Here is a 24,542-nt window from a genome sequence, read left to right as displayed (position 1 = left end):
GGGGCACCGCCCGCGCGGCTCGCCGCCGCGGGGAGGCTCAGGCGCCGATGAGCTTGGCGAACTTCTCCTCGTATGCCGTCTCTTCGGCGCTGCTCAGCGAGCGGAAGGCACGGGACTTCGCGGCCATCGCCTTGTCGGGGAGGATCAGCGTGTTGTTCGCGAGTTCGGGATCGATCTTCGCGAGTTCGTCCTTCACGCCGTCCACCGGACAGACGTAGTTGATGTAGGCGGCCAGCTGCGCGGCGACCGGGAGCTCGTAGTAGTAGTCGATGAGCTTCTCCGCGTTGGCCTTGTGGCGGGCCTTGGCGGGGACCAGCAGGTTGTCGCTGGAGGTGATGTAACCGGCCGCGGGGATCGCGTACTTGATGTCCGGGTTGTCGGCCTGCAGCTGGATGACGTCACCGGCCCAGGCGAGACAGGCGGCGAGGTCGCCCTTGTCCAGGTCGGACGTGTAGTCGTTGCCGGTGAAGCGCCGGATCTGCTTCTTGTCGACGCCCTTCTGGAGCCGGCCGAGTGCCGCGTCGAAGTCGGCGTCCGTGAAGGAGCCCGGGTCCTTGCCCATGTCGATCAGCGTCATGCCGACCGAGTCGCGCATCTCGGTCAGGAAGCCGACCCGGCCCTTGAGGGTGGGGTCGTCCAGGAGCTGGCTGACGGAGTCGACCTTCTTGCCGCCGGTCGCCTTGACGTTGTAGGCGATGACCGTGGAGATACCGGTCCAGGGGTAGGAGTAGGAACGGCCCGGGTCCCAGTCGGGACGGCGGAACTGGGAGGACAGGTTGGCGTAGGCGTGCGGAAGGTTCGACGGGTCGAGCTTCTGCGCCCAGCCGAGCCTGATCAGGCGGGCGGCCAGCCAGTCCGTGACACAGATGAGGTCGCGTCCGGTGTCCTGGCCGGCCGCGAGCTGAGGCTTGATCTTGCCGAAGAACTCGACGTTGTCGTTGATGTCCTCGGTGTACTTGACCTTGATCCCGGTGCGTTTGGTGAACGCCTCCAGGGTGGGGCGGGACTTCTCGTCCTCGCTGACATCCATGTACTCGGTCCAGTTGGAGAAGCTGAGCTGCTTCTCCTTGGCCGAGAAGTCCGTCGAGGAGGGAGACTCGCCCTCCCGCTTCGCGGGTGGGATGCCGCAGGCGCTCAGCCCGGCGAGAGAGCCGAGGGTGAGCGCGCCGACGCCGCCGGCACGCAGCACCGAACGGCGGCTGAGGGCGCCCCGGCCGCTCGTCAGGCTGCGCCGCATCGCGGCCAGTTGGGCCGCGGAGAGGCTGTCGGACTCGTACTGCTCCATGCGCTGTGCCCTTTCGGGATGGTTCGCCGCGTGGTCGGACGGCAGGTGGCTATCGGTCCCCGAAGATCGTGCGGTGCCAGTCCTTGCGGATCACCGCGGTGTTGTCGTACATCACATGCTTGACCTGCGTGTACTCCTCGAAGGAATACGCCGACATGTCCTTTCCGAAGCCGGAGGCCTTGTAGCCGCCGTGAGGCATCTCGCTGATGATCGGAATGTGGTCGTTGATCCACACACAGCCCGCCTTGATCTCTCGGGTGGCGCGGTTGGCGCGGTAGACGTCGCGGCTCCAGGCGGAGGCGGCGAGGCCGTACGGGGTGTCGTTGGCCAGCCGGATCCCCTCCTCGTCGCTGTCGAAGGGCAGCACGACCAGGACCGGCCCGAAGATCTCGGACTGGACGATCTCGCTGTCCTGCGCGGCGCCGGCGACCAGGGTCGGCCGGTAATAGGCGCCGTTCTTGAGCTCCCCGCCGGGGGCTTCGCCGCCGGTGACGACGGTGGCGTAGGAGCGGGCCCGGTCGACGAAGCCGGCGACCCGGTCGCGCTGGGCGTGGCTGATCAGCGGCCCCAGGTCGGTGGCCGGGTCGAACGGGTCGCCCAGCCGGACGGTCTCCATGAGCGCCGCCACCCGCTCGACGAAGGCGTCGTAGAGCGGGCGCTGGACGTAGGCGCGCGTGGCGGCGGTGCAGTCCTGGCCGGTGTTGATGAGCGAGCCGGCGACGGCGCCGTTCACGGCGGCGTCCAGGTCGGCGTCGTCGAAGACGACGAAGGGTGCCTTGCCGCCCAGCTCCAGGTGGAGGCGCTTGACGGTCGAGGTGGCGATCTCGGCGACGCGCTTGCCGACCGGCGTGGAGCCGGTGAAGGAGGTCATCGCCACGTCCGGGTGCCCGACCAGGTGCTCACCGGCGGTGCGTCCGGCGCCCGTGACGATGTTGACGACGCCGTCGGGGATTCCCGCCTCGCTCGCCGCCTGGGCGAACATCAGCGAGGTGAGCGGGGTCAGTTCGGCGGGCTTGAGCACGATGGTGTTGCCCGCGGCGATCGCCGGGAGGACCTTCCAGGCCGCCATCTGGAGGGGGTAGTTCCAGGGCGCGATGGAGCCGACGACGCCGATGGGCTCGCGGCGGACGTACGAGGTGTGGTCGCCGCTGTACTCGGCCGCCGACTGGCCCTGGAGGTGCCGGGCGGCCCCCGCGAAGAAGGCGGTGTTGTCGACGGTGCCCGGCACGTCGAACTCGGTGGTCAGCTTGATGGGCTTGCCGCACTGGAGCGACTCGGCCCCGGCGAATTCGTCCGCCCGCTCGGCGAGGACCCCCGCGAAGCGGTGCATCGCGTCGGAGCGCTCGGCCGGGGTGGCGCCCGCCCAGTCGGGGAAGGCGTCGCGCGCGGCGGCGACGGCGGCGTCCACGTCGGCGGTCCCGGCGAGCTCGTAGGTGTGGACGCTCTCCCCGGTCGCCGGGTCGACGACGCTGTGCTCCTGGCCCGAGGTGCCGGGCCGCAGCCGTCCCGCGATGTACTGCGCGCCGTCCGCGAAGCGGTCCTGCACCTGGAAGCGGTTGCCCATGACGCTCTCCGTTGTTCCGGCTCGAATTGAGTGCCGATCCTGACAGAGCTGCCCGAGTCGAACAAGGGATTCCGTTGTTGCCTTTTGGTTACGCGACGGAATCGGTGGACCATGTGTCGAGACCGTCCGAATATCTCCGTACGGAGTGACCGTGGCAGATGCCAGACTCGCGTGCATGGGGACAAGAGACGAGCTGATCGAGCAGGTCAGCAGGGGTAAGACGGTCAAGTATCTGCACTTCTGGGGGCACACGCCACGCAGGGACGGGACGCTCGGGTCGAGCTGTCTGAGCCAGTGGTGGCCGTCGCCGTTCACCGTGGACGGCGTCGTCTACCCGACGGCGGAGCACTGGATGATGGCGGCCAAGGCGCGGCTCTTCGGGGACGCGGACGCCGAGCGGGAGGCCGTCGGGGCGGCGGGCCCGGCGCAGGCCAAGAAGGCGGGGCGCCTGGTGCGGGGCTTCGACGAGGCGGTGTGGAAGTGGGAGCGGTTCGCCGTCGTCGTCGAGGGCAGCGTGCACAAGTTCGGGTCCCGGCCCGAGCTGCGGGACTTCCTGGTGGGGACGGGCGAGCGGGTCCTGGTGGAGGCGAGCCCGATGGACCGGATCTGGGGCATCGGCCTGGCCGCAGACGACCCGCGCGCACAGGATCCGAGCCGGTGGCGGGGGATGAATCTGCTCGGGTTCGCGCTGATGGAGGCGCGGGAGAGGCTGCGGTAGTCGGACGGGCGGCCCACCCGGACCGGCCGGCCGTGCGGGGGCCGCGCCGCCCCCGCACCTCGTCAGCCGCGGGGGCTGCCGGCCAGTGACGCCGGGTACGCGTCGTTCACGACGCGTGACGTCGAGTACGAGTCGTAGTCGTAGTCGTCGTCGAAGCTGTCGTGCTCCTGATCCTGGACGATCGCCCAGACGATGAACGCGAGGAACGCCGCGCTGAGCACGAAGCCGATCGCGCCCAGGATGATGCCCGCGATGGCCATCCCGCCGTTCGTCGCCTCACCGCGCTGGACCCGCTTGCGGCCGATGATGCCGAAGATCAGCGCGAGGACGCCGAGGATGACGCCGAGGCCGTACATGCAGAAACCGGCCGTGGCGATGATCCCGAGGACCATCGCGGTGACGCCCATGCCGTTGGCGGGGCTCTGCTGCCAGCCGGGCTGGCCGTATCCCGGATACCCCGGATACCCCGGGTATCCGTAACCCGGGCCGGGCTGGGCGGCGGCGGCGGCGGCCGGGGGGTAGCCGTACGGGCCGGGGCCCGGGCCGCCCGGTGCGATCGGCGGCGGCGGGACCGCGCCGGGGTCCGGCGCGCCGAAGCCGCCCGCCATCGTCGGCTGGTCGTGGACCGTCGGCTGCGCCGGCGGCGTCGAGGGCTTGCCCAGGTCGACCCTGTCCTGCTGTGTCCGGCTCTCCGGCGGCGCCCACGGGTCAACGGGCCGATGCCCGCCCGGCGGCTGGTCGCTCTGCTCAGACATGTGCCTCCCCCATCGTGTTCCGCCATGCTACGACGTGGTCCCGGGCCCCGTTCTTCCCGCCCCCGCCCGGCCTACGATGATCGGATGACCGATCTCCACTCCTTCATCGCAGGGCTTCCCAAGGCCGAGCTGCATGTCCACCACGTCGGCTCCGCCTCGCCCCGGATCGTCGCCGAGCTGGCCGCCCGTCACCCCGACTCGAAGGTCCCCACCGACCCCGAGGCGCTTCGTGACTACTTCACGTTCACCGACTTCGCCCACTTCGTCGAGGTCTATCTCTCGGTCGTCGATCTGGTCCGCACCCCGGAGGACGTCCGGCTGCTGACCTTCGAGGTCGCCCGTGACATGGCCCGGCAGAACATCCGGTACGCGGAGCTGACGATCACCCCGTTCAGCTCGACCCGCCGCGGCATCGACGAGCGGGCCTTCATGGAGGCGATCGAGGACGCCCGCAAGGCGGCCGAGGCCGAGCTCGGGGTGGTTCTCCGCTGGTGCTTCGACATCCCCGGCGAGGCGGGCCTGGAGGCCGCCGAGGAGACCGCGCGGCTCGCCGTCGACCTGCGCCCCGAGGGGCTGGTCTCCTTCGGGCTCGGCGGTCCGGAGATCGGCGTCCCGCGTCCCCAGTTCAAGCCGTACTTCGACCGGGCCATCGCCGCGGGGCTGCACAGCGTCCCGCACGCCGGTGAGACGACGGGCCCGCAGACCATCTGGGACGCGCTGACCGACCTGCGGGCCGAGCGCATCGGCCACGGCACCAGCGCCACCCAGGACCCCGAGCTCCTCGCGCATCTGGCCGAGCACCGGATCCCGCTGGAGGTCTGCCCCACCTCCAACATCGCCACCCGAGCCGTCACCGACATCGACCGGCACCCCATCAAGGAGATGGTGCGCGCCGGCGTCCTGGTGACCATCAACAGCGACGACCCGCCGATGTTCGGCACCGACCTCAACAACGAGTACGCGGTGGCGGCCCGGCTGCTCGACCTCGACGAGCGCGGCCTCGCCGCGCTCGCGAAGAACGCCGTCGAGGCGTCGTTCCTGGACCCGGCGGGCAAGGCGCGGATCGCCGCGGAGATCGACAGCTACACCGAGGCCCGGGCGGCGCGGTAAGCACGGCGGCGCGCGCCCCCGGCGGCGACAATGGGGGCCATGCGCACCGTCACCGTCGTAGCCCACCGCGGCGACCCCTACCGGGCCCGCGAGAACACGCTCTTCTCGATCGCCTCCGCGATCGGGAAGGGCGCGGACATCGTCGAGGTCGACGTCCGGCTCACCCGCGACGGCGTGCCCGTGCTGCTGCACGACGACACGCTCAAGCGGCTGTGGGGCCACGACCGTCCGCTCGGCGCCCTGACCCACGCCGAGGTGACGGGGCTGACCGGGGGCGGTGTCCCGACGCTGCGCGAGGCGCTGCTCGCCGCCGGCCCGTCTCCCCTGATGCTCGATCTGCCGGGCGCGACGGAGGCCGCCGTCCGCCGAATCGTCGGCACGGTCCGCGAGTGCGGCGCCGGCGAGCGTACGTCCTACACGGGCGGCCCGACCGCGATGCTCCAGGTGCGGGCCGCCGATCCCGGCGCCGTGCTGGCGCTCACCTGGGACACCCTGGCGCCGGCGCGTCCCGCGCTGCTCGACGCGGTGAAGCCGCGCTGGCTCAACTACCGCTTCGGGCTGGTGAGTCGGGAGCTGGCCGAGCGGGTGCACCGGGACGGGCTGCTGGTCTCGGCGTGGACCGCGGACACCAGACGCACCATGCGCAGGCTGATCGCGCACGGGGTGGACGCGATCACCACCAACCGTGTGGACGCACTGACCGCCGTACTGCGGAAGGGATCGCCGACGTGACGGATCCGACGAACGGCCGCATCCGTACCGACATCGCGCACAACGCCAGGGTCTGGAACTACTGGTTGGGCGGCAAGGACAACTACCCGGTGGACCGGGCGGTCGGCGACCGGGTCACCGGGATGTACCCGAGCATCGGCGAAGTCGCGCGCGCGGACAGGGCCTTCCTGGGCCGTGCGGTGACGCATCTCGCGGGCGAGGCGGGGATCCGGCAGTTCCTGGACATCGGTACGGGGCTTCCCACCGTCGACAACACCCATGAGGTCGCGCAGCGCATCGCCCCGCAGGCGCGCGTCGTCTACGTGGACAACGACCCGATCGTCCTGACGCACGCGCGCGCCCTGCTGACCAGCTCCCCGGAGGGTGTCACCGAGTACCTCGACGCGGACGCCCACCAGCCGCGGAAGATCCTCGAAGGGGCCGCGGCGACGCTGGACCTGGAGCAGCCGGTCGCGGTGATGATGCTGGGCATCCTCAACTTCGTCCTGGACACCGGCGAGGCGCGGGCCATCGTGCGGACGCTGATGGACGCGATGCCCTCGGGCAGCCATCTCGTCCTCACCCATCCGACGCTGGAGCCGGAACTCGGCGGCGAGGGGAACGTGGCGGCGATGGCGTTCTGGAACGAGAACGCGACCCCGCCGATCACGGCCCGTACCCGGGCGGAGTTCACCTCGTTCCTCGACGGCCTGGAGATCCTGGAGCCGGGCGTCGTCTCCTGCGCGCGCTGGCGGTTCGCGTCGACGTCCGAGGTGGCGCAGTTCGGCGCGGTGGGCCGCAAGCCGTAGCGGACGTCCACGGGGGGATACGAGGGCGGTGGCGGTCCGTCCAGGCCCTGCCCGGGGCGCATCCGCGGGTCATGGACAAGGGCCATGGACATGGGCCATGGACATGGGCCATGGAAACGGGTCGCATCCAGGGGTCGTGGACACCGGGTTCGCGCCGCCGGCGGCTCAGCCGGCCGCGGGCGCGGGCTGCCCCCCGGCAGCCCGCGTCCGCGTCTCCAGCCGCTTGATCATGCGACGCACGACGAGCAGCGGGATCACCCCGAAGACCCCGAAGGACATGTCGATGACCGACCACCAGAAGGGGATGCCGCGGATCGGCCCGCAGATCAGGGCGAGCGGGATGATCCCGGCGCAGGCGATCATGCCGAATTCGATCACCCAGATGTTGCGGACAGGGTCGCGGTAGGGGCCGTAGAAGGCCACGGCGATGACGAGGTGCGCGAAGGCCAGCCAGTCGGTGCCGTACAGCAGGAAGGGGTGCTCTGCGTCGGTGACGTCGAGGCCGGCCCGGACTCGCTCGATCCACTGAAGGAGTCCGGGGAAGGCGTCGGCGGCCGGCGCCGCCCAGGACTTCAACGCGTCTTCCACCAGCCGCAGTTCGGTGACGAGGGGGAAGGCCGTCAGCCCGCTCAGCACCAGGCAGACGATGAAGACGGCCAACCACACGCGGATGTGCCGCAGGAGGGCTCTCGGCCCGTCGGTCTCGCTCATGTCCGCAGCGTACGCCTCGTATGAACGCGTTCAAAAACGGGGGTGTCCGCCGACCTTGCGGGCGACCGCGTGCGAGAACACGGTGGCACCCGCGGCCACGGCCAGACCCGTGACGACATCGCGCGCCCGCGCCGGTTTCAGGACGCCCGCGCGCCGCAGGCGGCCCCGCGCCCAGAGGGTGAAGGGAACGACGAGCAGCGGCGAGGTCACCGATCCCGGGGTGTAGCCGCGGACGGCGGCGGCCTGGGCGAGATGCACCAGACCGTGCAGACCGAAGCCGTTGAGGGCGCCCTGGTAGAAGGCGGACCGGCCGCCGGAGCGGTGGCCGGCGACGGCGGCGGAGGCCACGACCGCCCCCATGACGCCGACCGCGACGGCGAACTCCCGCTCGTCCACGGCCTCCATGGTCTTCCACACCTTCTCGGGGACGGCCGGGAAGCGTTCGCGCAGGACGGGGAGGTTCTCCCGGACCCAGCGCGGGGCGAAGACGAGTTCCTCTGCGTCGTGCAGCGCCCAGGCGGCCAACAGGCCATAGCTGACAGTCGAGTTCATGGCGGAAGAACTCACAGGCCGACGATCGAGTTCCATCGCTTCGCGAACGCGGCTCGCTCCTCGGAGGTGATGTCCCTGGCGATCGCGAGACGTTGGCGCATCGCGTCGTCGGGAAAGATCAGCGGATCCTCGGCGAGCGCCGCGAGCTCCTTGTCCTTGGAGCCGGCGAGGACGTCGCGGGCGGCCGGGACGGGACACACGTAATTGACCCACGCGGCCAGTTCGGCGGCGACCTCGGGCTCGTAGTAGTAGTCGACGAGCTGCTCGGCATTGGCCTTGTGGCGCGCGAGGTTGGGGATCATCAGGCTCTCCGCCCAGAGCTCGGCGCCCTCCTCCGGGACCACGAACTCGATCTCCGGGTTGTCGGCCTGGAGCTGGATGACATCGCCCGAGTACGCCTGGCAGGCAAGGACATCGCCGGTCGAGAGGTCCTTGATGTAGTCGTTGCCGGTGAAGCGGCGGATGTGCTTGTCACGCACCAGCCCCTCGATCCGCTCGCACATGTCGTGGAAGTCGTCGGCGGTCCACCGGGTCACGTCGACACCCTGACCCTGCATCAACAGCGCGAAGGACTCGTCGAGCCCGGACAGCAGGGTGACCTTGCCGCGCAGGTCCCGGACCCACAGGTCCTGGGTGGACTTGATCTCCCGGCCGAGCTTCTCGCGGTTGTAGGCGATTCCGGTGATCCCGGACTGCCAGGGCACGCTGTACGTACGCCCCCGGTCGAACGCGGGTGAGGCGAGCTGCGGGTCGAGGTACCGCGTGATGTTCGGCTGCCGGGAGCGGTCCATCTCCTGCACCCAGCCGAGGCGTACGAACCGGGCCGCCATCCAGTCGCTGATGACCACGAGATCGCGGCCGGTCTCCTGATGGTTCATCAGAGCCGGGCTGATCTTCCCGAAGAACTCGTCGTTGTCGTTGATCTCCTCGGTGTAGCGGACGGAGATCCCGGTCCGCCCGGTGAAGGCGGCGAGCGTGGGGCGCGCGGAGGTGTCGTCGTCATCGGTGTCGATGTAGAGCGGCCAGTTGGCGAAGTCGAGCGTTCTGTCGTGCGCGGAAAGGTCCCGCCCGCCCCGGTCGCCCGGCTCGACGTAGGCGGCCGGCACCCCGCATCCGGCGAGAGCCGCTCCGGCCGCCGAGGCGCCGAGGCCGCGCAGGAGGGACCGCCGGGACACGAGTTCATTCGGGAGCGCTCGCACCTGGGAAGGATGCCGGGGGCCGCGGGGGAGCGGCAATGGACGCAGCGTCCCGGCGGGGTGCCGCTCGGACGACACCCTGTCGCCCCCTCGCCTCGCCCCCTCGCTTCGCCTCCACTCCTGGACGTGTGTCTCCTGGACGTGTGTCTATACTTGATGGACACCTGTCCAGAAAGGACGTCCCCGATGAACGTGGCCGCGCATGTGCTGGTCGGTCTGGTCGCCGCCCTGCACCTCTACATCCTGGTGCTGGAGATGTTCCTGTGGGAGCGGGCGCCCGGGCGCGGGCTCTCGGGCTTCGACGCGGAGATGGCCCGCGCCACCGCTCCCCTCGCCGCCAACCAGGGCCTGTACAACGGCTTTCTCGCCGCCGGTCTGGTCTGGGGCCTGATCGCCGCCGACCCGACCGGGTACCGCGTGCAGATCTTCTTCCTCGGCTGCGTGGTGGTCGCCGGGATCTACGGCGGCGCGACCGCCAACCGGCGCATCCTCGTCGCCCAGGCCCTGCCCGGGGCGCTCGCCCTGGCCGCCGTCCTGGCGGCCGGATGAGCGCGGCGGCCGATCCGAGGGCCGCCCGCACCCGCGAGAAGCTGCGGCTCGCCCTGCTGGAGGAGTGCGCCGAACGCCCGCTCGACGAGGTCGGGGTGGCCGCCCTGGTGCGCCGCGCCGGCGTCGGCCGGGCCACCTTCTATCTCCACTACCCGGACCTGCGGGCCCTGGCCGTGGACGCCTGCGCCGAGGTGGTCCGGGACGCGGTGGAGGCGCTGCACGCCTGGCGCGGAACGCCCGGCCCGGACGCGCCACCGCCGGCGCTGCTCGCCTTCTTCGCCGGCGTCGCGCCACGCGCGGCCCTCTACCGGGCGCTGCTGCGGCCGGGCGGCGGGGGCCCGCTCGGCGAGCTGCTCCACCGCGAGTTGCGTGAACGCAGCCTGCTCGAACGGCGGTTGGCGGGCTCCCCGAACGCCGAGCTGATGGCCTCGGCAGTGGCCGCCACCTTCACTGGGCTGCTGGCGGACTGGATCAACGGCCTGCTCGGCGAGCCGGACGGGAGTCCGGACGACCATGCGCGGGACATGGCCGGCCAGGTCTGGCGCGTACTGCTTGCCCTGCACCGCGCCTGAGGCGGCCGCGCGGGGAATCCCCGGCAGGAATCGGCGGGACGTCCTCGGCGGGACTCGGCTCGGCGGCACACCCTCGGCGGGACCCGACGGGCGCGTACGGGAGCGGCCCCGGCGATGGATCGCCGGGGCCGCTTCGTCGTGCGGGTGAGGAACCGTCAGCCGAGCGACGTCATCACGTGCTTGATGCGCGTGTAGTCCTCGAAGCCGTACGCGGACAGGTCCTTGCCGTAGCCGGACTTCTTGTATCCGCCGTGCGGCATCTCGGCGACCAGCGGGATGTGGGTGTTGATCCACACACAGCCGAAGTCCAGCGACTTCGACATCCGCATCGCCCGGGCGTGGTCCTTGGTCCACACCGAGGACGCGAGGGCGAACTCGACGCCGTTCGCGTACTCCAGCGCCTGCTCCTCGTCACGGAAGGGCTGGACGGTGATGACCGGGCCGAAGACCTCGTTCTGGATGATCTCGTCGTCCTGCTTGAGGCCGGAGACGACGGTCGGGGCGTAGAAGTAGCCCTTGTCGCCGACCCGGTGGCCGCCCGCCTCGACCTTGGCGTGCGCGGGGAGCCGCTCGATGAAGCCGGTGACCTGCTTGAGCTGGTTGGCGTTGTTGAGCGGACCGTAGAGCACGTCCTCGTCGTCCGGCTGGCCGGTCTTGGTGTCGGCCGCGGCCTTGGCCAGGGCGGACACGAACTCGTCGTGGATGGACTCGTGGACGAGCACGCGGGTCGCGGCCGTACAGTCCTGGCCCGCGTTGAAGAAGCCCGCCACCGAGATGTCCTCGACGGCCTTGGCGATGTCGGTGTCCTCGAAGACGACGACCGGCGCCTTGCCGCCCAGCTCCAGGTGGACGCGCTTGACGTCCTTGGCCGCCGATTCGGCGACCTGCATGCCCGCCCGTACGGAACCGGTGATGGAGGCCATCGCCGGGGTCGGGTGCTCGACCATTGCGCGGCCCGTCTCGCGGTCGCCGCACAGGACGTTGAAGACGCCCTTGGGGACGATCTGCCCGATGATCTCGGCCATCAGGACGGTCGACGCGGGGGTCGTGTCGGACGGCTTGAGGACGACCGTGTTGCCCGCGGCGAGCGCCGGGGCGAACTTCCACACGGCCATCATCATCGGGTAGTTCCACGGCGCCACCTGGGCGCAGACGCCGATGGGCTCGCGGCGGATGATGGAGGTCATCCCCTCCATGTACTCGCCGGCCGAACGGCCTTCGAGCATCCGGGCGGCGCCGGCGAAGAAGCGGATCTGGTCCACCATCGGCGGCAGTTCCTCGCTGGCGGTGAGGCCGGCCGGCTTGCCGGTGTTCTGGACCTCGGCGGCGACGAGTTCGTCGGCCCGCTCCTCGAAGGCGTCCGCGATCTTCAGCAGTACCTTCTGGCGCTCGGCCGGGGTGCTGTCCCGCCATGCGGGGAACGCGGCCGCGGCGGCGTCCATCGCGGCGTCGACGTCGGCCTGACCGGACAGCGGCGACGTGGCGTACACCTCGCCCGTGGCCGGGTTGACGACGTCGATCGTCCTCCCGTCGGCGGCGTCCCGGAATTCCCCGTTGATGTAGTTACGCAGCCGGCGCAGCTCGGTGGTCACGTGCCAGCCCTCCTGTCGTTCTGTCCTAGCTCGGATGCCCTCGGAGTGTCCGAGGGATGAGACATCCCACCCTAGTCGCTCAGGGGACGCTTTCGACAGTCCCGACGCCCCACAACTTCGGATTCAGTAAGATCACGATCCTTCAACAACGAATTTCATCGGTTTGGGGTTGCGTGACAGACGAGTCTCGGTGCAGAGTGAAGGTGTGGCCAGTCGAAGCGCAGAATCCAGGACCGGAAACGGTTCGTCCCCGACGATCGATGCCGTCTCCCTGGCGATCATCGAACAGCTCCAGGAGGACGGTCGCCGTCCGTACGCCGCCATCGGCAAGGCCGTGGGCCTCTCCGAAGCGGCCGTGCGGCAGCGCGTCCAGAAGCTGCTCGACCAGGGAGTCATGCAGATCGTCGCCGTCACCGACCCGCTCACCGTGGGATTCCGGCGGCAGGCGATGGTCGGCATCAACGTCGAGGGTGATCTGGATCCGGTCGCCGACGCACTGACCGAGATGGCCGAGTGCGAGTACGTGGTGATGACCGCGGGCTCGTTCGACCTGATGGTGGAAATCGTCTGCGAGGACGACGACCACCTGCTGGATGTGATCAACAGGCGCATCCGCACCCTCCCCGGCGTGCGCTCCACCGAGAGCTTCGTCTACCTCAAGCTCAAGAAGCAGACCTATATGTGGGGAACCCGATAGCCGTGAGCAAGGACCTCTCCAAGACCGCCTACGACCACCTGTGGATGCACTTCACCCGCATGTCGTCGTACGAGAACTCGCCTGTACCCACCATCGTGCGTGGTGAGGGCACCTACATCTTCGACGACAAGGGCAAGCGCTACCTCGACGGTCTCGCCGGCCTGTTCGTGGTCAACGCCGGACACGGCCGCCAGGAACTTGCCGAGGTCGCGTACAAGCAGGCCCAGGAGCTCGCGTTCTTCCCCGTGTGGTCGTACGCGCACCCCAAGGCCGTCGAGCTCGCCGAGCGTCTGGCGCAGTACGCCCCCGGTGACCTGAACAAGGTCTTCTTCACCACCGGTGGCGGCGAGGCCGTCGAGACCGCCTGGAAGCTCGCCAAGCAGTACTTCAAGCTGCAGGGCAAGCACACCAAGTACAAGGTCATCTCGCGCGCGGTCGCCTACCACGGCACCCCGCAGGGCGCCCTGTCCATCACCGGCCTGCCGGCCCTGAAGGCCCCCTTCGAGCCGCTGGTCCCCGGCGCGCACAAGGTGCCGAACACCAACATCTACCGCGCCCCGATCCACGGCGACGACCCCGAGGCCTTCGGCCGCTGGGCCGCCGACCAGATCGAGCAGCAGATCCTCTTCGAGGGTGCCGAGACCGTCGCGGCCGTCTTCCTGGAGCCGGTGCAGAACGCCGGTGGCTGCTTCCCGCCGCCGCCCGGGTACTTCCAGCGCGTCCGTGAGATCTGCGATCAGTACGACGTGCTGCTCGTCTCGGACGAGACGATCTGCGCCTTCGGCCGTCTGGGCACGATGTTCGCCTGTGACAAGTTCGGCTACGTGCCGGACATGATCACCTGCGCCAAGGGCATGACCTCGGGCTACTCCCCGATCGGTGCCTGCATCGTCTCGGACCGTCTCGCCGAGCCGTTCTACAAGGGCGACAACACCTTCCTGCACGGCTACACCTTCGGTGGCCACCCGGTCTCGTCCGCCGTGGCGATCGCCAACCTCGACATCTTCGACAAGGAGGGCCTGAACCAGCACGTGCTGGACCAGGAGGGCAACTTCTTCTCGACGCTGCAGAAGCTGCACGACCTGCCGATCGTCGGAGACGTCCGCGGCAACGGCTTCTTCTACGGCATCGAGCTCGTCAAGGACAAGGTCACCAAGGAGTCCTTCACGGACGAGGAGACCGAGCGCGTGCTCTACGGCTTCCTCTCCAAGGCGCTGTACGAGAACGGTCTGTACTGCCGTGCCGACGACCGTGGCGACCCGGTCATCCAGCTGGCTCCGCCGCTGATCGCGGACCAGTCCACCTTCGACGAGATCGAGCAGATCCTCCGGGCCACCCTCACCGAGGCCTGGACCAAGCTCTGATCTTCACGCCGACCCTCGCGGCGTGACGGCCCGGGTATGCCTCCATCCGAGTGGATGGGGCGTACCCGGGCCGCGTGCTGTCCGTACACCCGGATCTGAATCCTTACGGTGCCCAGTGACCGATCGGCCCGCCCTTCGTTCCCCCGGACGGGGGAAGACAGATCAGATCTGATACCGAGATACCGAGGTGTACGCCATGGTGGCCCCGCCTGACAACGACGTACTCTGGGCGCGTTCCCTGCACTGCTCGCTGAGCGGCTCACCCGCGCTGAGCGGTGTCTCCCTCGGCATCCGCGAGGGAGAGATCCTCGCGGTGACCGGCCCGCGCGGCTCGGGCAAGACCACACTCCTGAAGTGCCTGTCCGGCCGGCTCGTGGCCGAACAGGGCGAAGTCTGGTTCAACAGCAGCCCCGTGCACACGATGAGCCCCCTCCAGCGCGAACGGCTGCGCCGCGAGCGCTTCGGCTGGATCGGCCCGGAGCCCGAGCTCGTCCCCGAACTGAACGCCTGGGAGAACGCCGCCCTGCCGCTGCTGCTGCGCGGCTCCTCCCGGCGCGCCGCCAAGGCGACGGCCATGGAGTGGCTGGAGCGGCTGGACATCGGCGGGTGCGCGGCCAAGCGGCCGCACGCCCTGCTCCAGGCCGAGCGCCAGCGGATCTCCCTGGCCCGGGCACTGGTCACCACTCCGTCCGTGCTGTACGCGGACGAGCCGACGGCGACGCTCCACCGGGCGGACGGGGCGCAGATCCTGCGCACCCTCACCACCGCCGCGCGCTCGCACCGCATCACCGTGGTCCTCGCCACGCACGACGCGGAGATCGCCACGCTCGGCGACCGGACGGTGGCGCTGCTCGACGGGCGGCGCGTGAACTCCTCAGGCGGTCGGCCGACCGGGGCGGAGGGCATCGCCGAGTGCTCGCTCTCCGTCTAGCCCGTGGCAGCCACCCCCTCGTCCTGCTGCGGCGGCTCCTGGTCGCCGCCGCCAGCGCGGGGGTCGGATTCCTGCTGCTGTGCACCCTCGGATACGCCATGGGCCACCCCACCGACCCGGCGATGTCCTGGGCGCGGCTGCTGTGGTGCATGGTCCCGCTCGCCACGGCCGTGTACTTCGCCGTCGCCGTGGCCCGGACCGATCCCACCACCCAGCCACGGCCCGGCTATTCGGCCGTCGGGCTCGGCCCCGGCCGGCTGACGGCCGTCGCGGCCGCGTCGACCGCCGTCTCCTGCACCCTCGGCTCCGCGGTCGCGCTGATGTTCTACCTGCATCTGCGGGGGGACATCACCGGCTTCCCCTTCGACGGCGCGGGGGCCGAACTGCTGGCCGCGGACCAGCCCCTGCCGCTGGGCGCGGCGCTGACCCTGCTGGCGCTGGTGCCGGTCCTCTCGTCGGCCGCGGCGGCGGTGGCACTGCGGCCCCGCAGGCCCCTGCCGGACGACCGCCCGCCGGCCGCGCCCGCGGGCCTGCCGTGGGGCGTGGCGCTGCTGGCGGTGGGCCTGGCGGTGGAGACCTACGCGGGCCGCAACGCCGGTAACGCCTCGACGCCGCTGCCCGGCGACTACGACGGCAGCCCGGCCGGCGTCCTCGCGGGGTGGGCCCTCACGGCGCTGGGCCTGGCGGTCGCGGGCCCCGGCGTCACCCATCTGTGCGGCCGTCTCCTCCAGACGATGCGCCCGGGCGCCACCCGCCTCCTCGCGGGCCGCGTCCTGATGACCGAGGCCCGCCGCATCGGCCGCCCGCTGGGCGTGGTGTGCGCGGTCGTCTCCGGCGGCCTCGCCGCGACGACGCTCCACTCCCCCTTCGGCCCGCTGACGGGCCTGGGCGGCACGCTCGTACTGGCGTGCACGACGGCGACCCTCCTGACCGCGGCCCTGGAATCCAAGCAGGCCCGCTCGGAGGCCACCGCCTCCCTCCTCCGCATGGGCGCCCCACCCACGGCCCTGCGCACAGCGGCAACGATGCGCGCCTGCACCCTCCTGCTGGTCTTCGCCCCCTTGACGTGGGCGGTATCGGCCCTGGCGGCGGTCCCGCTGAAGGGGTGAACCGGGCGGTCGGGGCGCCCCGGCGGCGCGGGTCCGGCCCGCGATGACGGGAGGCTTCGCGCGGCCACCCGGACGGCGCCCAGCAGGCCGGGCCGGCGTGCGGGGGGGAGGTCCACGCCGCCGGGCGACCGCGCACAATCGGCCGGGGGCCGGCCGCGCCGCCACCACGACCGCGACCGCGACCGCGCCCAGTCGGCCCGGTCGGCGCCCGAGGGTAGTCCCGCCCTCGCCGGGGCAATCGCGCCCAGCCTGCCGGGGGTAGCCCGCGCCCCCCGGGGGTCCGCGCCGCCACCGCGACCCCGCCCAGTCGGCCGGGCCGGCACCCGCGGGGTGGTCCCGCCCGGCCGGAGCGACCGCACCGAGTCGGCCGGGCCGCCACGCGGGGCAGTACGCGACCCCGGGCCGACGGACGGGCCGCCCGGGGACAGGCCCGCCCCGCGGGCGACCGCGCACAATCGGCCGGGGGTCGGCCCGCGCCGCCACCACGACCGCGCCTAGCCGCCCGGGCCGCCGTGCGGCAACCCCGCCACTGGTCCTGCCCGCGCCCGGCAACCCGGCGCCGCAACGGCGGCCGGGCCGCACGGTCGCCCCCCGCCGACAAGCCCTCGCCAATACCGCGCCTCAGCGGCAGGCAGCCGACCCACGCGGGTCCGGCCGCCGCACGTCCACGGCCAGCACCGGCACCGCACCGTCCCGCGCCGACCCCGCCGAAGGCGGGCCCGGTCAGGGCCTATCGTGGCCGCATGGCGCACCCCTACGAACCCACCGAGCCCGCCTCCCCTCACGGCCACGACCGGGAGGTGGAGACGCTGGAAGAGTTCGACGCCGTCGTCCACCGCGGCTCGCTCGTCGGGTACCGGCTGCAGTCGATCGATCTCACCGACCGCACCTTCGCGCTGCTCTCCCGCGACACCACCGGCGCCGTCTTCCTCGGCTGCCCCATGCAGCCCGAGGCCGCCGCGAAGGTACGCGCCGACGGCGCGCTCGTCTTTCCGCCCGTGCCGCATGTGCCGTTCGATCCGTACCGCGGACTGCTCTACTCCCCCGACGAGCTCTTCGCCGGTCTCGACCCCGAGGGCTACGACGCCACGCCCGACGCCCTCGCCTACGCCTGGTTCCAGCGGACCAAGGCGGACGGCGACATCTTCGCGTCGATGCTCCGCTCGATCCACGACGACGCGATCTCCGACGCCCTCGACGAACTCCTCGTCGGCGCGCGGGTCGTGGGCGTCATGGGCGGCCATGCCATGGCCCGCGGCACCGACGCGTACACCGGGGCCGCCCGGCTCGGCCGGTCGCTCGCCCGGAGCGGGCTGACCGTCGCCACCGGCGGCGGCCCGGGCGCGATGGAGGCCGCGAACCTCGGCGCGTACACCGCCCCGTACCCCGACGACGTCCTGGACGAGGCCCTCGAACTCCTCGCCAAGGCGCCCTCGTTCGCGCCCTCCGTCACCGAGTGGGCCCGCGCCGCCTTCGAGGTGCGCGCCCGCTGGCCCAAGGGCGGTGACTCGGTCGGCATCCCCACCTGGTTCTACGGCCACGAGCCGCCGAACGCCTTCGCCGGCCACATCGCCAAGTACTTCGCCAACGCCACCCGCGAGGACGGCCTGCTCGCCCGCTGCAACGCCGGCGTGATCTTCCTTCCGGGCGCGGCCGGCACGGTCCAGGAGATCTTCGACAACAGCACTCCCAACTACTACGAGTCCCGGGGCGAGCCGACCCCGATGGTCCTGGTGAACCGCGCCCACTGGACCGAGCGGCTCCCCGCCTGGCCCCTGCTGCAAGCACTGGCCGCCGAACGCCCGATGGCCGCCCGGATCGCCCTGGTCGACTCGGTGGACGAGGCACCGCACGCCCTGCGGTCCCTGACGCCCGCCACGCCCGCCACACCGGACACGCCGAGCACGCCGGACCGCTGACCCGGTGCCCCGCTGACCACGTATTTCCGTCACGGAGGCAACGCGCACGCCGAATCCCGCGTCTGCCAGTCGGAACGAACAGGGCGAACCCCTGACCGACCCCGACGTGAACGGAGCTATCGGTGCTCATTGGACTCCTGACGGCTGTCGCGGCCTCGATCTGCTACGGCACGGGATCGGTCCTGCAGGCCGTCGGCTCCCGCAGGTCCGCCCGCCGTGAGGCGGCCTCCTCAGGCGTCACCCAGCACGGCGGGCCGAATCTGTCCTCCACCGCCAAAGCCGCTATGACCTGGGAATTCATCGTCGGTACCATCCTCGACTTCATCGGATTCGGGCTCGGCGCGCTGGCCGCCCGGCTGCTCCCGCTGTTCCTGTCGCAGACGGTGATCAGCGCCAACCTGGTGATCACCGCGATGCTGAGCGTCAAGCTGCTGGGGATCCGGCTGACCCGCCGGGAGTGGGCGTCGATCGCCGTCGTCTGCTCGGCCCTGGTCCTGCTCGCGAGCGCGGCGGGTACCGAGGGAAGCGGCCACACCCCGGTCGCCACCCACTGGTGGCTGCTGGCGATCTCGCTGCTGCTGATGGCCGGCGGCACCCTCGCCGTGCGGCTGCTCGGCGCTCGCGCGGCGATCCTCGCCGGCCTTCTGTCGGGTCTCGGCTTCGGCGCGCTGGGCGTCGGCGTGCGCGTACTGAACGGCGTCGAGCCCTTCGACCCCGGCACCCTGCTGTCGGACCCGGCCCTCTACGCGATCCTCGTCGCCGGCATCGGTGGCATGTATCTGCACACGGTCGCCCTGCAAATCGGCTCGGTGAACGGCGCGACGGCGGCGCTGGTGGTCGGCGAGACCGTCCTTCCGGGCATGATCGGCGTGTGGTGGCTGGGCGACGCGTCCCGTCCCGGCTTCGCCTGGCCGGCCGTCGCCGGCTTCGTCCTGGCGGTGGCGGGAGCGGTCGCGGTGGCCTGGTTCGGAGCGGAGGAGACCGGTCCGGAAGCAGCACCCGTTCCCGAAGCCCCCGGCGCACCCGAGCCCGCGCTCACCGCCCCCGTACGCGACAGGTAGTCCTCGCGCGAGCGCCCCCGTACGCCACCGGTAGCCCCCGCGCGGCCGGCGGCGCCCCCGCGATGAAGCCTCCCGCCCCGCCCTCCTCACGCGTCGAGCGCCACGACCTCCTCGGCCTCGAACGTCACGCCCACCACCACCCCTTCCCGGGGCGCGTCCCACAGCGCGCACTCCGCCTCCAGCGGCGGCCCGTCGAGGGGGCGCAGGAGCACGGCGACGTGGCTGCCCCGGAAGGTGCGGGACTCGACCGTGCAGGCCAGCCCCTCCTCCCGGTCCCCCATCCGCACCCCGGCGGGGCGGACGAGGACCTTCCGCTCGCCCTGGGGGGATCCGGGCGGCACGGGGATCTTCCCCCAGACCGTGTCGGCGACCTCACCGCTCACCGTCGCCTCGACGACATTGTCGAACCCGAGGAAACGGGCCACGAACTCGCAGGCGGGCCGCTGCCAGACCTCCAGCGGCGTCCCGGTCTGCGCGATCCGCCCGTCGCGCATCACCACGACCCGGTCCGCGAGCGCGAACGCCTCGCCCTGGTCGTGGGTGACGGCGAGCACGGTCGTGCCGAGCCGTCCGAAGAGCTGCCGCAGTTCGACGACGAGCCGTTCGCGCAGGGTGCGGTCGAGCTGGCCGAGCGGCTCGTCGAGCATCAGCAGGGTGGGCCGGGGCGCCAGCGCCCGCGCGAGGGCGACGCGCTGCTGCTCGCCCCCGGACAGCTCGGCGACGGCCCGCCGTCCGACGCCGGGCAGCCCGACGAGGTCCAGCAACTCCCGTACGCGCTCAGCCTGTTCGGCCCTACCCAAACCGCGCATCCGCAGCCCGAAGGCGACATTGCCGGCGACGTCCCGCTGCGGGAACAGCTGATGGTCCTGGAACATCAGCCCGAGCCCGCGCCGGTGGACCGGCACGCCTCGCTGGTCGGTGCCGCCCAGCAGCACCTGTCCGCCGTCCAGCGGCTGGAGCCCGGCGACAGCACGCAGCAGCGTCGACTTGCCGCTGCCACTCGGCCCGAGCACGCACACGATCTCGTGCTCGGCGACCTCCAGGTCGACGGCGTCGAGCACGGCCCGGTCCCCGAACCGTACGGTCACGTCCGACACATGAAGCAACGCCATCAGAACTCCCCGGACGTGCGGTCCGTACGCAGGCGCTCCAGAACCAGCAGAGCCACCGCGCACACCAGCATCAGAATCGTCGAAAGGGCCATCGCCTGCCCGTAGTTGAGCTCCCCGGGCCGCCCGATGAGCCGCGCCACGGCCACCGGAAGCGTCGGCCGGTCCGGCCGTGCGATGAAGACCGTGGCGCCGAACTCGCCCAGTGACACGGCGAACGCGAACCCTGCAGCGATCAGCACGGCCCTTCGCACCATGGGCAGGTCCACCTCGCGCCATGCCCGCAGCGGCGACGCGCCGAGCACCGCGGCGGCCTCGCGCAGCCGCCCGTCCACGGCCCGGAGCACCGGCAGCATGGTCCGTACGACGAAGGGGACGCCGACCAGCGCCTGGGCGAGCGGCACCAGGATCCAGGTGGCGCGCAGATCGAGCGGCGGCTCGTCGAGCGTGATCAGGAACCCGAAGCCGACGGTGACGGCCGACACCCCGAGCGGAAGCATCAGCAGCGCGTCGAAGCCCCGCACCAGCCGCCCGGCCCTGCTGGTGAGCGCGGTCGCGGCGAGCCCTCCGACGAACACGGCGATGACGGTGGCGACCAGGGCGTACTGGAGCGAGTTCCAGATCGCCTCCAACGGCGGCACCAGGAAGGTGCCCCCGCTCTCGTCGACGGACTGCAGAGCCCGGTAGTAGGCGAAGCCGTACCCGTCGGGACCGGCCAGGGACCGCTCGACCAGGACGCCCAGCGGCAGCAGGATCAGCAGGCCGACGGAGACGAGGACGCCTCCGAGGAGTGCCCACTGGCCCGCTCCGCGCGGGCGCCGCGCGGTGCGCTCCGGGTCGACGAGCCTCAACGCGGCCTCCCGCCGCCGCACGGTCCAGGCGTGCACGCCGAGGATCGCGCCGACCGCGGCGAACTGGACCAGCGTCAGCACGGCCGCCGTGGGCAGGTCGAGCAGCTGCGCGGTCTGCCGGTAGATCTCCGCCTCCAGCGTGGAGTACGCGGGTCCGCCGAGGATCTGTACGACGCCGAAGGAGGTGAAGGTGAAGAGGAAGACCATCAGCGAGGCGGCGGCGACGGCCGGGCCGAGCGCCGGCAGCGTCACCTGCCGCCAGGCGGCGAACCGGGAGGCGCCGAGGACCCGCGCGGCCTCCTCCTGGCGGGGATCGAGCTGGGACCACAGGCCGCCGACGGTCCGGACGACCACCGCGTAGTTGAAGAACACATGGGCGAGCAGGATCGCCCACACCCCGGAGTCGAGCCGCACGCCCCACAGCTCGTCGAGGAGCCCGCCGCGCCCGGCCAGCGCCAGGAACGCGGTGCCGACCATCACGGTGGGCAGCACGAACGGCACGGTGACCACGGCGCGCAGCAGCCGCTTGCCCGGGAAGTCGAAGCGGGCGAAGACGTACGCGCCGGGCAGCGCGACCAGCAGGGTCAACGCGGTGGAGGCGAAGGCCTGCCAGGTGGTGAACCAGAGCACGTCCACGATGTCCGGGCGGCCGAGCGTCTCGCCGGCCCGCCCGAACTGCCAGACCCCGTCGCTCTTCAGGCCGCGCCCGACGATCGCGGCGACGGGCCAGGCGAAGAACACCGCGAAGAACGCGACGGGCACGGCCATCAGGCCGAGCCGCGTCGCGCTTCCCTTCAGGGACGCGGCCGAGGCCGGTGCCTTGCCTACTTCAGGACGAGAGAGGACCACGACTGGATCCACTGGTCACGGTTCTTGGCGATCTTCTCGGGGGCCATGGTCTGCGGCTTGTCGATCACCACACCGTGCTTGGTGAACAGCTCGGGCAGCTTCGCGTCCTTGACCACGGGGTTCACGAACATCTGCAGCGGCATGTCCTCCTGGAACTTCTTGCTGATCAGGAAGTCGATGAGCGCCTTGCCGCCGGCCTCGTTCTTCGCGCCGTCCAGCAGACCGGCGAACTCGGTCTGCCGGAAGCAGGTGCCGGTGGAGACACCGGTCGGGGCGACCGTGGGCTGCGGCTCGGAGTACAGCACCTCGACGGGCGGGCTCGAGGCGTACGAGACGACCAGCGGCCGGTCGCCCTTCGCCTTCTTTCCGCCCGCGGAACCGGAGAACTCCTGGTTGTAGGCGAGCTCCCAGCTGTCGACGGTCTTGACGCCGTTGTCCTTCAGCTTCTTCCAGTAGTCCTGCCAGCCGGAGTCGCCGTACTGGGCGGCCGTGCCGAGCAGGAACCCGAGACCCGGGGAGGACCGCTCCGGGTTCTCGACGACGAGAAGGTTCTTGTACGCGGGCTTCGCGAGATCGTCGAAGCTCTGCGGCGGGCTGAGCTTCTTGTCGGCGAAGTACTTCTTGTCGTAGTTGACGCAGATGTCGCCGGAGTCGATCGGCGTGACCCGGTGCTTGTCCTTGTCGAGCTGGAGGTCCGCCGGGACCCGCTCCAGGCCCTTGGCCTCGTACGGGACGAAGAGGCCGTTGTCGAGGGCGCGGGACAGCAGGGTGTTGTCGACGCCGAAGAAGACGTCGCCCTGCGGGGAGCCCTTGGTCAGGATCTCCTTGTTGACGGCCTCGCCGGCGTCGCCGCTCTTGAGGACCTTGACCGTGTAGCCGGTCTCCTTGGTGAACTGCGCCAGCACGTCCTTGGACGCGTTGAAGGAGTCGTGGCTGACGAGCGTGACCGTCTTGGACTTCGTACCGCCGGACGCGGCGTCCTCGTCCTTGGACGTGCCGCCGCACGCGGCGAGCGTCGTGACGCCCAGCGCCGTGGCCAGCGCGCCGACCGCGATCTTCTTGGTGGTGCTCACTGATTCCTCCTGGGTTGACCAGGAAGAGACGCGGCCCTGCCCGCCGGGGGCTCCCGGCGGGCAGGGCGCAACAGCTCGAGTTACGACCGAACTTCCTACCCAGAATGACCTGGGCGAGGTTCAGAGGGTCTGCGGCCACGGTGCTGGTTCAAAAGCGTGTGCCGCACTCTCAGCGCTGTGGCGCTCCCCTGTCGGAATATGCAGATGTGTTCGAGCCCAGACTACAAGGTCACCGCTCAGAGGCGGCCAGCTGTCCACATGCTCCGTCGATCTCCTGACCACGGGTGTCACGCACGGTGACCGGCACGCCATGGGCGGCGATGGCCTCGACGAAGGCCTTCTCGTCCTCGGGACGGGACGCCGTCCACTTGGAGCCGGGCGTCGGGTTCAGCGGGATCAGGTTCACATGGACCCGCTTGCCCTTCAGCAGCCGGCCGAGCAGGTCACCCCGCCACGCCTGGTCGTTGATGTCGCGGATCAGCGCGTACTCGATGGAGATCCGGCGCCCGGACTTCTCCGCGTACTCCCAGGCGGCGTCCAGCACCTCCCGGACCTTCCAGCGGGTGTTCACGGGGACCAGGGTGTCGCGAAGCTCGTCGTCGGGGGCGTGCAGCGAGACGGCGAGACGGCACTTGAAGCCCTCGTCGGCGAAGCGCAGCATCGCCGGGACCAGACCGACGGTGGAGACGGTGATCCCGCGCTGGGAGAGCCCCAGCCCGTCCGGCTCCGGGTCGGTCAGACGCCGGATCGCGCCGACCACCCGCTTGTAGTTGGCGAGTGGCTCACCCATGCCCATGAAGACGATGTTCGACAGCCGCGCCGGGCCTCCGGGCACCTCGCCGTCACGCAGCGCGCGCATTCCGTCGACGATCTGGTGCACGATCTCGGCGGTGGACAGATTGCGGTCGAGTCCGGCCTGGCCGGTGGCGCAGAACGGACAGTTCATTCCGCAGCCGGCCTGCGAGGAGATGCACATGGTGACCCGGTCCGGGTAGCGCATGAGCACCGACTCGACGAGCGTGCCGTCGTGCAGCCGCCACAGGGTCTTACGGGTGGTGTCGTCGTCGCACGAGACGTGCCGGACCACGGACATCAGGTCGGGCAGCAGCTCCCCGGCGAGCTTCTCGCGGGCCGCGGCGGGAATGTCGGTCCACTCGGCGGGGTCGTGGGCGTACCGCGCGAAGTAGTGCGTCGACAGCTGCTTGGCGCGGAACGGCTTCTCGCCGATGGCGGCGACGGCTTCCTTGCGCTCGGCGGGCGTGAGGTCGGCGAGATGCCGCGGCGGCTTCTTGGCTCCGCGGGGCGCGACGAAAGTGAGTTCTCCGGGCTTGGGCATGGTCCTACCAGTGTCGCAGATCGATTTCGCCCGGCCCGCGGCTGCTGCGAGCGCCGGGGGCGGGCGGCGTCGGCGCCGGGCGTGAGGGAGCCCTCCCCGGTGTCCCGGGGAGGGCTCCG

Annotated in this window: 23 protein-coding genes; 12 read left to right on the top strand and 11 right to left on the bottom strand. The window is 71.2% G+C overall.

From position 1 onward, the window contains the following. Window positions 1-37: 37 nt before the first annotated feature. Window positions 38-1,285: an ABC transporter substrate-binding protein gene (locus tag ACZ5VC_RS09740; protein ID WP_469119516.1), complete on the bottom strand. Its 1,248-nt coding sequence runs from the start codon at window positions 1,283-1,285 to the stop codon at window positions 38-40. 49 nt (window positions 1,286-1,334) lie between these two features. Then, the gene (locus ACZ5VC_RS09735; protein WP_469119515.1) at window positions 1,335-2,849 is read right to left on the bottom strand and encodes a gamma-aminobutyraldehyde dehydrogenase; all 1,515 of its coding nucleotides are present in this window, start codon (window positions 2,847-2,849) and stop codon (window positions 1,335-1,337) included. Window positions 2,850-3,024: 175 nt separating this feature from the next. On the opposite strand from ACZ5VC_RS09735, the gene ACZ5VC_RS09730 reads away from it, so the two are divergent. Continuing rightward, a complete protein-coding gene (locus tag ACZ5VC_RS09730) occupies window positions 3,025-3,567 on the top strand; it encodes an NADAR family protein (RefSeq protein ID WP_469119514.1) in 543 nt (180 codons plus the stop codon). A 62-nt stretch (window positions 3,568-3,629) separates the two neighbouring features. Here ACZ5VC_RS09730 and ACZ5VC_RS09725 read toward each other — a convergent pair whose 3' ends face one another. Continuing rightward, the gene (locus ACZ5VC_RS09725; protein WP_469119513.1) at window positions 3,630-4,322 is read right to left on the bottom strand and encodes a DUF4190 domain-containing protein; all 693 of its coding nucleotides are present in this window, start codon (window positions 4,320-4,322) and stop codon (window positions 3,630-3,632) included. An 84-nt stretch (window positions 4,323-4,406) separates the two neighbouring features. Between ACZ5VC_RS09725 and ACZ5VC_RS09720 the strand changes: the two genes are divergently transcribed. Genes ACZ5VC_RS09720 through ACZ5VC_RS09710 form a run of 3 tightly spaced genes read left to right on the top strand, consistent with a single transcriptional unit; the run spans window position 4,407 to window position 6,952 of the window. Further along, window positions 4,407-5,432, top strand: a complete 1,026-nt coding sequence (locus tag ACZ5VC_RS09720) for an adenosine deaminase (RefSeq protein WP_469119512.1) — start codon at window positions 4,407-4,409, stop codon at window positions 5,430-5,432. A 39-nt stretch (window positions 5,433-5,471) separates the two neighbouring features. Next, the gene (locus ACZ5VC_RS09715; protein WP_469119511.1) at window positions 5,472-6,164 is read left to right on the top strand and encodes a glycerophosphodiester phosphodiesterase; all 693 of its coding nucleotides are present in this window, start codon (window positions 5,472-5,474) and stop codon (window positions 6,162-6,164) included. Then, window positions 6,161-6,952: an SAM-dependent methyltransferase gene (locus ACZ5VC_RS09710; RefSeq protein ID WP_469119510.1), complete on the top strand. Its 792-nt coding sequence runs from the start codon at window positions 6,161-6,163 to the stop codon at window positions 6,950-6,952. Before ACZ5VC_RS09715 ends, ACZ5VC_RS09710 begins: the two co-directional genes overlap by 4 nt. 165 nt (window positions 6,953-7,117) lie before the next feature. Here ACZ5VC_RS09710 and ACZ5VC_RS09705 read toward each other — a convergent pair whose 3' ends face one another. Genes ACZ5VC_RS09705 through ACZ5VC_RS09695 form a run of 3 tightly spaced genes read right to left on the bottom strand, consistent with a single transcriptional unit; the run spans window position 7,118 to window position 9,390 of the window. Next, a complete protein-coding gene (locus ACZ5VC_RS09705; RefSeq protein ID WP_469119509.1) occupies window positions 7,118-7,663 on the bottom strand; it encodes a hypothetical protein in 546 nt (181 codons plus the stop codon). Between the two features lie 30 nt (window positions 7,664-7,693). After that, window positions 7,694-8,215, bottom strand: a complete 522-nt coding sequence (locus ACZ5VC_RS09700; protein WP_469119508.1) for an HXXEE domain-containing protein — start codon at window positions 8,213-8,215, stop codon at window positions 7,694-7,696. An 11-nt stretch (window positions 8,216-8,226) separates the two neighbouring features. Continuing rightward, on the bottom strand, window positions 8,227-9,390 hold the full coding sequence (locus ACZ5VC_RS09695; RefSeq protein WP_469119600.1) for a polyamine ABC transporter substrate-binding protein: 1,164 nt from the start codon (window positions 9,388-9,390) through the stop codon (window positions 8,227-8,229). A gap of 207 nt (window positions 9,391-9,597) precedes the next feature. Between ACZ5VC_RS09695 and ACZ5VC_RS09690 the strand changes: the two genes are divergently transcribed. Beyond that, on the top strand, window positions 9,598-9,960 hold the full coding sequence (locus ACZ5VC_RS09690) for a DUF1304 domain-containing protein (protein ID WP_469119507.1): 363 nt from the start codon (window positions 9,598-9,600) through the stop codon (window positions 9,958-9,960). After that, a complete protein-coding gene (locus ACZ5VC_RS09685; protein WP_469119506.1) occupies window positions 9,957-10,532 on the top strand; it encodes a TetR/AcrR family transcriptional regulator in 576 nt (191 codons plus the stop codon). Before ACZ5VC_RS09690 ends, ACZ5VC_RS09685 begins: the two co-directional genes overlap by 4 nt. A gap of 155 nt (window positions 10,533-10,687) precedes the next feature. On the opposite strand, the gene ACZ5VC_RS09680 is transcribed toward ACZ5VC_RS09685, so the two are convergent. Next, window positions 10,688-12,124: a gamma-aminobutyraldehyde dehydrogenase gene (locus ACZ5VC_RS09680; protein WP_469119505.1), complete on the bottom strand. Its 1,437-nt coding sequence runs from the start codon at window positions 12,122-12,124 to the stop codon at window positions 10,688-10,690. Window positions 12,125-12,329: 205 nt separating this feature from the next. Here ACZ5VC_RS09680 and ACZ5VC_RS09675 point away from each other — a divergent pair, with 205 nt between their 5' ends. The 6 genes from ACZ5VC_RS09675 to ACZ5VC_RS09650 all read left to right on the top strand — a co-directional run bounded on the left by ACZ5VC_RS09675 (window position 12,330) and on the right by ACZ5VC_RS09650 (window position 19,205). Next, window positions 12,330-12,821, top strand: coding sequence for an Lrp/AsnC family transcriptional regulator (locus tag ACZ5VC_RS09675; protein WP_468706440.1), 492 nt, complete (start codon window positions 12,330-12,332; stop codon window positions 12,819-12,821). Further along, a complete protein-coding gene (locus ACZ5VC_RS09670) occupies window positions 12,806-14,185 on the top strand; it encodes an aspartate aminotransferase family protein (RefSeq protein WP_469119504.1) in 1,380 nt (459 codons plus the stop codon). Before ACZ5VC_RS09675 ends, ACZ5VC_RS09670 begins: the two co-directional genes overlap by 16 nt. Window positions 14,186-14,381: 196 nt before the next feature. Continuing rightward, complete coding sequence (locus ACZ5VC_RS09665) at window positions 14,382-15,116, top strand: ABC transporter ATP-binding protein (RefSeq protein ID WP_469119503.1); 735 nt, start codon at window positions 14,382-14,384, stop codon at window positions 15,114-15,116. Then, window positions 15,098-16,225, top strand: coding sequence for a hypothetical protein (locus ACZ5VC_RS09660; RefSeq protein WP_469119502.1), 1,128 nt, complete (start codon window positions 15,098-15,100; stop codon window positions 16,223-16,225). The genes ACZ5VC_RS09665 and ACZ5VC_RS09660 overlap by 19 nt, the downstream gene beginning before the upstream one ends. 743 nt (window positions 16,226-16,968) lie before the next feature. Continuing rightward, window positions 16,969-18,144 (top strand): LOG family protein, encoded by a 1,176-nt coding sequence (locus ACZ5VC_RS09655; RefSeq protein WP_469119501.1) that lies wholly within the window; start codon window positions 16,969-16,971, stop codon window positions 18,142-18,144. A 122-nt stretch (window positions 18,145-18,266) separates the two neighbouring features. After that, window positions 18,267-19,205, top strand: coding sequence for a DMT family protein (locus ACZ5VC_RS09650; RefSeq protein WP_469119500.1), 939 nt, complete (start codon window positions 18,267-18,269; stop codon window positions 19,203-19,205). A gap of 86 nt (window positions 19,206-19,291) precedes the next feature. Here the strand turns inward: ACZ5VC_RS09650 and ACZ5VC_RS09645 are convergent, their stop codons facing one another. The 4 genes from ACZ5VC_RS09645 to rlmN form a co-directional block, all read right to left on the bottom strand. Beyond that, window positions 19,292-20,317, bottom strand: a complete 1,026-nt coding sequence (locus ACZ5VC_RS09645) for an ABC transporter ATP-binding protein (RefSeq protein WP_469119499.1) — start codon at window positions 20,315-20,317, stop codon at window positions 19,292-19,294. Then, window positions 20,317-21,933 carry an ABC transporter permease gene (locus tag ACZ5VC_RS09640; RefSeq protein ID WP_469119599.1) on the bottom strand — a complete coding sequence of 539 codons (1,617 nt, stop codon included), beginning with the start codon at window positions 21,931-21,933 and terminating at the stop codon, window positions 20,317-20,319. Before ACZ5VC_RS09640 ends, ACZ5VC_RS09645 begins: the two co-directional genes overlap by 1 nt. Before the next feature lie 56 nt (window positions 21,934-21,989). Beyond that, window positions 21,990-23,087 carry a thiamine ABC transporter substrate-binding protein gene (locus ACZ5VC_RS09635; protein WP_469119498.1) on the bottom strand — a complete coding sequence of 366 codons (1,098 nt, stop codon included), beginning with the start codon at window positions 23,085-23,087 and terminating at the stop codon, window positions 21,990-21,992. A gap of 229 nt (window positions 23,088-23,316) precedes the next feature. Beyond that, a complete protein-coding gene (rlmN, locus tag ACZ5VC_RS09630) occupies window positions 23,317-24,423 on the bottom strand; it encodes a dual-specificity RNA methyltransferase RlmN (RefSeq protein WP_469119497.1) in 1,107 nt (368 codons plus the stop codon). Between the last annotated feature and the right edge of the window lie 119 nt (window positions 24,424-24,542).

The organism is Streptomyces sp. NPDC033174 (genome assembly GCF_055577795.1).
This window is presented reverse-complemented; position numbering and strand designations above follow the sequence as displayed.